The sequence below is a fragment of the Pragia fontium DSM 5563 = ATCC 49100 genome, assembly GCF_900112475.1.
Classification (GTDB): Bacteria; Pseudomonadota; Gammaproteobacteria; order Enterobacterales; family Enterobacteriaceae; genus Pragia; species Pragia fontium.
Window position 1 is genome coordinate 1 of sequence record NZ_FOLW01000024.1, and the last position, 9,153, is coordinate 9,153.

Annotated in this window: 7 protein-coding genes and 2 rRNA genes; 1 reads left to right on the forward strand and 8 read right to left on the reverse strand. The window is 46.8% G+C overall.

What is annotated here, in order from left to right; genetic code table 11:
* On the reverse strand, positions 1–197 hold a 197-nt coding region (gene tnpA, locus BMZ28_RS17080; RefSeq protein WP_139211653.1), incomplete at its 3' end, for an IS200/IS605 family transposase.
* 542 nt (positions 198–739) lie between these two features.
* Between tnpA and BMZ28_RS17085 the strand changes: the two genes are divergently transcribed.
* Entirely contained in the window at positions 740–2,194 is a 1,455-nt protein-coding gene (locus BMZ28_RS17085) for a DASS family sodium-coupled anion symporter (protein WP_074825129.1), read from the forward strand.
* A gap of 62 nt (positions 2,195–2,256) precedes the next feature.
* Here the strand turns inward: BMZ28_RS17085 and BMZ28_RS17090 are convergent, their stop codons facing one another.
* From BMZ28_RS17090 to BMZ28_RS17120, 7 genes are all read right to left on the reverse strand, one after another.
* Entirely contained in the window at positions 2,257–2,673 is a 417-nt protein-coding gene (locus BMZ28_RS17090; RefSeq protein WP_074825132.1) for a DUF6691 family protein, read from the reverse strand.
* Between the two features lie 4 nt (positions 2,674–2,677).
* The gene (locus BMZ28_RS17095) at positions 2,678–3,112 is read right to left on the reverse strand and encodes a YeeE/YedE family protein (RefSeq protein WP_074825135.1); all 435 of its coding nucleotides are present in this window, start codon (positions 3,110–3,112) and stop codon (positions 2,678–2,680) included.
* Positions 3,109–3,408, reverse strand: coding sequence for an ArsR/SmtB family transcription factor (locus BMZ28_RS17100; protein WP_047782792.1), 300 nt, complete (start codon positions 3,406–3,408; stop codon positions 3,109–3,111). Before BMZ28_RS17100 ends, BMZ28_RS17095 begins: the two co-directional genes overlap by 4 nt.
* 136 nt (positions 3,409–3,544) lie before the next feature.
* Positions 3,545–7,225, reverse strand: coding sequence for a methionine synthase (metH, locus tag BMZ28_RS17105; RefSeq protein WP_074825138.1), 3,681 nt, complete (start codon positions 7,223–7,225; stop codon positions 3,545–3,547).
* 90 nt (positions 7,226–7,315) lie between these two features.
* Complete coding sequence (metA, locus tag BMZ28_RS17110; RefSeq protein ID WP_047782072.1) at positions 7,316–8,245, reverse strand: homoserine O-acetyltransferase MetA; 930 nt, start codon at positions 8,243–8,245, stop codon at positions 7,316–7,318.
* A gap of 583 nt (positions 8,246–8,828) precedes the next feature.
* Positions 8,829–8,944, reverse strand: a 5S ribosomal RNA gene (gene rrf, locus BMZ28_RS17115).
* 107 nt (positions 8,945–9,051) lie between these two features.
* Positions 9,052–9,153 (reverse strand): 23S ribosomal RNA (locus BMZ28_RS17120); the annotation flags it as partial.

Below are 9,153 nucleotides of genomic sequence, written 5' to 3' on the forward strand. Positions count from 1 at the left end.
ACTAATAAATGAACGTGATCTAATTGAACATTTAATTCCACTATTTCTATATGGAGCTGTTCACTCAAAATTCTTATTTGTCTGTACACCTCTTTCCCTACATTATTTTTCAATATTCGGAATCGGCATTTGGGCGTCCAGACTATATGGTATTGACAATGCCATAGCACATGCGATGCTTTTTCGAATCTACTCATGGTTAAATCCTTATCAGTTATGGGGATAACAGATTCGGATTTTCCCATGAGTAGCCTTACTGGCAGAGCCTAAAGTCGATAACCACGTCCATAGGACGTGGTATTCAGTTAGAAATAAGAGAGGCTATGCCTCTCTCCTCTTGATGACCAACCTTGTTAAATTAGCGGTAGTGATAATTCCGGCTGTAAAAGCCCTGAGCGAATATGGCTATTGTGCTCAGCCGGAAGTGCATTAATACTCAGCTACAGCGTGCGCCGGGCCTAGCCGGGCTACGGGCACTCCGGCAGCTAAAGCTGCTACGACCCCCACGCCCGTCTCTCCCGTCGATAACATGTATTAAGATTTTGTCAGCCGATGGAAGAGAGGTTATTCCTCTCTCTTTTTAATCAATATTCCAATATAAAAAGAACATGATTCGCCCGAAATAATATCCACAATATTTTTCCATATATAGCCTAAACTTATTTAGCTAACGCCCTTTCTTAACTCAAATTAAGTATTTCATTTTTTTACTTCTCTTTTTATAGAGTAGGGATAACCCGTGAATGCAAAAAAAGTTTCTCCGGTTAATTGGCTTCCGCTGATTATCATTGTGATATGTGCCACCGTGCTCTGGCACGTTTCGCCACCTGAAGGCCTCAGTCAACCAGGCTGGCATTCAGCCATTGTGTTCGTTGCTACCATTGCCTGTATCGTCACTAAAGTTTTGCCCATCGGAGCTGTCGGCCTCATTGGTATCACGGTATTTGCTCTGACCTATGCCGCTGGCGCATCAACGGCAGTCGAGGCCATTACCACCGCTTTAAGTGATTTAAATAGCTCACTCATCTGGCTGATTGTGGTTGCCTTTATGATCGCCAGAGGCTTTATCAAAACCGGTTTAGGTCGCCGTATCGCATTGCAGATGATTCGGTTATTGGGCAAAAGAACTCTCGGCTTGGCTTATGGTTTGGCCTTTGCCGATCTGATCCTGTCACCGGCCATGCCAAGTAATACCGCTCGATGCGGCGGCGTTATCTATCCAATCGCTGACTCTCTGGCGCGCAGTTTTAATTCCAATCCGGAAGATCAATCACGCAATAAAATCGGTACTTTTCTTATCACCTGTATCGGTAACGTTAATGATGTCACCGCCGCGATGTTTATGACCGCCTACACCGGTAACCTACTGGCGGTGAAACTGGCCGCCAATGCTGACGTACATTTAACCTGGGGAAGCTGGTTTGTTGCTGCAGTGGTTCCTTGTTTGGCTTCTCTGCTCATTGTTCCGCTATTAGTCTACTGGCTGACTAAACCCGAAATTAAGCATACGCCCGATGCGCCAAACCTTGCCAAAGCCGAACTGGAAAAGATGGGTAGCATGACCCGTAGTGAATGGATTATGACTGCTACGGTTGTTTTGTTACTGGTACTGTGGATTTTTGGCGACCAACTTGGCGTTGATCCAACCGCCGCTTCCTTTGTTGGCCTGTCATTTCTGTTACTAACGGGAGTGCTGACTTGGGAAGATGTGAAGAGTGAGAAAGGTGCTTGGGATACTTTAATCTGGTTTGCTGCACTGTTAATGATGGCCAACCAATTAAAAAATCTGGGTTTTACCACTTGGTTTGGTAATCTGATTGGTGACCACATCGGCGGAGCTGTAGGAGACAGCAGTTGGATTTTAATTCTGCTGTTACTCAATGCGGCTTATTTTTATACCCACTATTTCTTTGCCAGCGGAAATGCCCAGATTGCCGCGCTATATGCGGTATTCCTTGGCGTCGGTATCAATCTGCATATTCCCGCTGTACCGATGGCTCTGATGCTGGCATTCACCAGTAGTCTGTACTGCTCTTTAACCCAGTATTCCCACGCCCGTGGCCCTATTTTATTCGGAGCCGGATATGTGCCTACCGGAACCTGGTGGAAAGTGGGTTTTGTGGTGAGTCTTGCTAATCAGGCAATTTTCCTGACCTTAGGGCTGATTTGGTGGAAGGCAATCGGACTGTATTAATTTTAGGGCAATAACATAAAGAGATCGCATCAGGCCATGCAACAACGCATGGCCTGAATCTGTCAATGACGAGCACGTTCAATCAGGTTAAAGATCAGCATTCCCGCTACCATAGCCGCGACGAAAATAAATCCTTTTGCTACTCCAGCTCCTAACAGAACCAGACCAGGGCCGGGACAAATACCGGCAATACCCCAACCGATACCAAATAAAGCGCTACCGCCAATCAGACGTTTATCGATATGACGTGCAAGCGGCAATTGAACGCTTTCACCAAGTAAAGAGCGCTGCCGACGTTTCATCCATGAGAAAGCCAGTAATCCAACGGCTATCGCTCCCCCCATCACCAACGCTAACGAGGGATCCCAACTGCGGGTAATATCCAGAAAGGAAAGCACCTTCAGCGGATTCACCATACCTGAAATCAACATCCCTAACCCAAAAATCAAACCGCTCAAGAATGCAAATACTAGCTTCATCGTCTCAGCCTCCTTGTAACGGATTAAATAGCCAAACGGTAATCATACCGGTCAGCATAAAAGTCAGCGTTGCCACCAGAGAACGCAACGATAAACGGGATAAGCCACATACACCATGGCCGCTGGTACAGCCTGAACCATAACGGGTTCCGATCCCCACCAGTAATCCAGCAATAATTAACTCCGGCCAATCGACCGTAATATCAATTTGCGGCATTGGCTGAAACAATAGGTAAAACAGAGGGGACAAAATCATACCCAGCAGAAAGGCCACTCGCCAACCGATACCTTCACCTTTCCCAGTCAGAACACCGGCCAGAATGCCGCTAATGCCGGCAATGCGCCCATTAAAAATAATCAATAACGCTGCGCCACAGCCGATCAACAACCCGCCGATCAAAGCCGATAGGGGCGTAAAAGCCATCCAGTTGATACTCATACTTCCTCCTCTGTCAAAATTGGGCAATAGAGCTGATAAAGCGTATTCAGCAAAGTTAAAACTTTTTCATCACCGATAGAGTAGAAAATCCGTTTACCATCACGTCGAGTGCTGACCAATTGTTCCGCGCGCAGTACCGTTAACTGTTGTGATAATGTTGGCTGGCGTATATCCAAACACTGCTCAAGTTCGCCAACGGAAAGTTCCCCCTGACTGAGCTGGCAAAGAATAAGCAGGCGGTCTTCATTAGATAGCGCACGCAAAAGAGCCGCAGCGTTACCCGCCGCGGCTCTCATTAACTGAATATCAGAAAGTATATTGTTCTGATCCACTGAAGCACCTCAATCTATAAATTAATATTATATAAAAACATATAATGTTTAAAATATAGACTTAAAGTCGCCTTAGTGCAAGTCAATATACCCTGTTTAATTAGTCTGCATCATAGCCCAAATTAGGTGCCAACCAACGCTCAACGTCACTGATACTCATGCCTTTACGCTTAGCGTAGTCTTCAACCTGATCCCGTTGAATCTGCGCTACCGCAAAATACTTACTGTCAGGATGGCTAAAGTACCAACCGGATACCGAAGCACCTGGCCACATGGCGTAAGATTCCGTCAGCTTCATACCAATTCGTTGCTCTACATCCAGCAGTTGCCAAATAGCTAACTTCTCCGTGTGCTCAGGACAAGCGGCATAGCCTGGCGCAGGACGAATTCCCTGATAATTCTCGCGAATCAACTCTTCATTCGGCAGGTTTTCATCGGCGGCATAACCCCAGATTTCTTTACGCACTTGTTCATGCAGGTACTCGGCAAATCCTTCAGCTAAACGATCTGATAACGCCTTAATCATGATTTTATTGTAGTCATCATGAACCGCTTCATAGGCATCCGCTAACGTATCTTCTTCCAAACCACCGGTCACGGCAAAAGCGCCTAAATAGTCCGCTTTACCACTGTGTTTTGGTGCCACAAAGTCAGCCAGACAATAGTTAGGAAAATCGGTTTTTTCCGTTTGTTGGCGTAAGTGATGGCTAACGGCAATCACTTCTGTACGCGTTTCATCGGCGTAAACTTCAACATCATCCCCCACGCGGTTAGCCGGGAAAATCCCCATAATGCCGCGTGGCGTGATGCTGTTATTTTTCGATAATTGATCTAACAGCTCATTAGCATCAGCGAATAGCCGCTTGGCTTCTTCCCCAACCACTTCATCTTCCAGAATACGCGGATATTTACCGGCCAACGACCAAGTCATAAAGAATGGCGTCCAGTCGATGTAGTTTCTCAGGATATCAATTGACGCTTCGACCTGCCGTACACCAAGATGTTTCGCTACCGGCGGCGTATAACTGTTCCAGTCACATTCCCAGCCGTTATCTCTGGCGGCTTGTAGCGTTATCGGCGCCGTTCTCGGCTTTTTACGCGCATGCTGAATTCTGACCGTTTCATACTCTTTACGCGTACGGGCAATAAAATCATCCCGCTGAACATCAGAAAGCAGCATTGAGCACACGCCTACGCTGCGTGAGGCATTCTGCACATAAACCGTTGCTCCGCTGTAGTTCTGTTCAATTTTTACGGCGGTATGGGCTTTGGACGTGGTGGCTCCACCAATCAACAACGGCAGGTTAAATCCCTGACGTTCCATTTCTTTCGCCACGTTGACCATTTCATCCAATGACGGTGTAATCAGACCGGAAAGGCCAATAATGTCGACGTTTTCTTCACGCGCAGTTTTTAGAATTTTCTCGGTAGGTACCATGACGCCAAGATCAATAATCTCATAGTTATTACACTGCAAGACCACGCCAACAATATTCTTACCGATGTCATGTACGTCACCTTTCACCGTTGCCAGTAAAATCTTACCGGCTGCAGTGCCTTTCTGCTTGCTGGCCTCAATGTAAGGTTCAAGATAAGCAACCGCCTGCTTCATGACTCGAGCAGATTTTACGACCTGCGGCAGGAACATTTTTCCTTCACCAAACAAGTCACCGACGATGTTCATACCGGCCATGAGCGGCCCTTCAATCACCTCAAGCGGTAAGTCGGCCTGTTGGCGCGCTTCCTCGGTATCAAGCTCAATAAATTCGGTAATCCCTTTAACCAGAGCGTATTCCAAACGCTTGGTCACCGGCCAGCTACGCCATTCCGCCTGTTGTTTATCCGCTTCAGCATCATTACCTGAACCACGATATTTCTCCGCTAACTCCAATAAACGCTCGGTACCGTCAGCCCGGCGATTCAGAATAACGTCTTCTACTGCCAGTTTTAACTCCGCCGGTAAATCATCATAAATCGCCAGTTGCCCAGCATTTACAATGCCCATATCCATGCCGTTCTTAATCGCGTGATACAGGAAAACCGCGTGAATGGCTTCACGAACCGGTTCATTACCACGGAATGAGAAAGAGACGTTGGAAACACCACCGGATATCAGCGCATGAGGTAGCTGTGCCTTAATGTCGCCACAGGCCTCAATAAAATCAACGGCATAGTTGTTATGTTCTTCAATACCGGTAGCAACGGCAAAAATATTCGGGTCAAAGATAATGTCTTCCGGTGGAAAGCCGACCACCTCAGTTAATATCTGGTAAGCCCGGCGACAAATCTCAATCTTTCGAGCGCGGGTGTCAGCCTGACCGACCTCATCAAAGGCCATTACCACCATGGCAGCGCCATAGCGACGAACCAGTTTGGCCTGCTGAATAAATTTCTCTTCCCCCTCTTTCATGGAGATAGAGTTGACGATGCCTTTACCCTGAATACACTTCAGACCTTTTTCAATCACCTCCCATTTAGAGGAGTCGATCATAATCGGTACCCGAGCAATATCTGGTTCACCGGCTATCAAGTTCAGAAAACGTACCATGGCGGCTTCGGCATCAAGCATGCCTTCATCCATATTGATATCGATGATTTGGGCACCGCTTTCTACCTGCTGTAATGCAACCTCTAGCGCTTCGCTATATTTTTCTTCTTTAATTAGGCGCTTAAATCGAGCAGAACCCGTGACGTTAGTCCGCTCGCCAACGTTAACAAACAGCGTTTTGCTATCAATAGTCAGAGGTTCAAGACCAGCCAAACGGCAGGCCACTGGAATATCTGGTAGTGGCCGAGGAGCCACCTTCTCCAACACTTTACTTATCGCGGCGATATGCGCAGGCGTTGTACCACAACAGCCACCAACAATATTGACGAAACCAGATTTAGCCCATTCTTCAATCTGAACCGCCATATCTTCTGGGCCAAGATCGTACTCACCAAAGGCATTAGGTAAGCCGGCATTCGGGTGGACCGAGACAAAATATTCAGAAATACGCGACAGCTCTGCCACATATTGACGCAATTCATCTGGCCCAAGTGCACAGTTCAAACCAAATGATATCGGCTTAACGTGACGCAGCGAGTTATAAAACGCTTCCGTGGTCTGCCCGGACAAAGTACGGCCTGATGCGTCGGTAATGGTACCGGAAATCATCACCGGCAGCTCAACGCCCATCTGTTCAAAAACTGACTCAACCGCAAAAGTTGCTGCTTTAGCATTCAGGGTGTCAAAGATGGTTTCAATCATAATGATATCCGCCCCACCCTCGATCAACGCCCGAGTAGACTCCTGATAGGCTTCAACCAACTGATCAAACGAGATATTACGAAATGCCGGATCGTTAACGTTAGGTGAAATAGATGCTGTACGGTTAGTCGGCCCTAAAACACCGGCCACATAGCGCGGCTTATCCGGCGTTTTCGCCGTCCATTCATCGGCACAGATTCGGGCTAAGCGCGCACCTTCATAGTTAATTTCCGCCGATAGCGACGCCATATGGTAGTCAGCCATCGCAATAGGCGTGGCATTAAAGGTATTGGTTTCTAAAATATCAGCGCCAGCCTCCAGATAGGCATGATGAATCTCTGATATCATCTCAGGCTTTGTTAAAACCAATAGATCGTTATTGCCTTTCAGATCGCTTTCCCAGTCGGCAAAACGTGCCCCCCGATAATCGCTTTCTCCCAGCTTATAACTTTGAATCATCGTTCCCATACCGCCATCAAGCACCAAAATTCGTTTGGTTAGTTGCTGACGTAGTTGTTCTGTCTTGGTCATCACGTTGTCTCTTCAGAAAAGCAGGATGCCAGAGTGATCCAGCATCCGTTTCAAATCATATTATTATCAAGAGTATCTGTCTGCGGCACACTAATCCATCGTTGGATTCATTTGGCGTAAATCGTATGGCGTTCTTTGATAGACAAAGTAATTCAGCCAGTTATTAAACAGTAAATAACCGTGGCTGCGCCAAGAAGCCGTTGGCGGTAGTTCGGGGTTATCCTGAGGGAAATAGTTTTCCGGTATGGCTGGCGCCAGCCCGGCATCGAAATCTCTAAAATATTCTGCCGATAAAGTATGAGCATCATATTCAGGATGGCCGGTTGCGAAAGCAAAGCGGCGATCTTTACTGGCAAACAGGTAAGCGCCGGTTTGCTCTGACTCCGCATAAATTTCCAAATCGGTGTGCTGACGAATCACATCTGAAGGAAAATGCGCATAGCGTGAATGAGGAGCGAGGAAACGATCGTCAAAGCCACGGGTCAACGGCGCCAGTGGTTCCACAATATTATGCCAATACACTCCAGACAGTTTTTCTGTCATGGTTAGCTTAGGAATATTGTAGAGAATATTTAACGCCGCCTGTACTGCCCAGCAAACAAACAGCGTAGATGTTACGTGCTCTTTGGCCCAGTTGGTGATTTTTTCAATCTCATCCCAGTAAATCACATCTTTAAATTCAACGAGTCCTAACGGCGCACCGGTAACGATTAGACCATCGAAGTTTTGATCCTGAATATCTTCGAAATTACAGTAGAAGTTATTCAAGTGCTCTGCCGGCGTATTCTTCGACTCATGGTTATTGATTCGCAATAGCTGAATATCCAACTGTAAAGGCGAATTGGATAGCAGACGCAAAAACTGGTTTTCTGTCTCAATCTTCTTTGGCATAAGATTAAGAATAAGTACCTTTAGCGGACGTATATTCTGATGGCTGGCACGCGTTGACGTCATAACAAATACGTTTTCATTGCGTAATACATTAACGGCTGGGAGTTCATCAGGTATACAAATCGGCATTACTCAATCCTCAAATATCCATTTATACGTTTATACATTTAGACTTCTATACCGCTAAAGATAACGTCTTTCTTATAACATGTCGAGAGGGAAAAATAGATTTGGTTATATCTAATTGTTAGAAAGCGTGTGCTGAATGGATAAATCGCCATCTTAATGATATTTAATGGATTTTATTGCAATGATCTGAAGAGGTAAAAGCAAGTTGGTATTGAGTCTGGGCGAACTTCGGGCCTAGCCAAAGGGGGAGTTGGTATTAAGTCTGGCGAGCTTCGGGCCTAGCCAAAGGGGGAGTTGGTATTAAGCCTGGCGAGCTTCGGGCCTAGCCAAAGGGGGAGTTGGTATTAAGCCTGGCGAGCTTCGGGCCTAGCCGCGCTACGGGCACTCCGGCAGCTAAAGCTGCTACGACCCCCACGCCCGTCTCTCCCTCAGATTAGCATCCAAAAAAATGCCTGTAGGGATTGGTGACTCTAACTCCCCGAATAAAATGAGGACACTGAAGATAGGCAGAACATCCAGCAAAGTTCAACGGCCCAAAACGCAAAAACCCCCAGCTTTCGCTGAGGGTTATCACTTATTTGGAGCCTGGCAGTTCCCTACTCTCGCATGGGGAGACCCCACACTACCATCGGCGCTACGGCGTTTCACTGCTGAGTTCGGCATGGGGTCAGGTGGGACCACCGCGCTATCGCCGCCAGGCATATTCTGTATCATAAACCGTCATGTCCGTCTCTCAACGCACACAACCATTCACTTCAATCCGTTCACAAGCTGAAAATTCTCAATCAAAACACCTTCGGTGTTGTAAGGTTAAGTCTCACGGTTCATTAGTACCGGTTAGCTCAACGTATCGCTACGCTTACACACCCGGCCTATCAACGTCATGGTCTTTAACGTTCCTTTAGTGG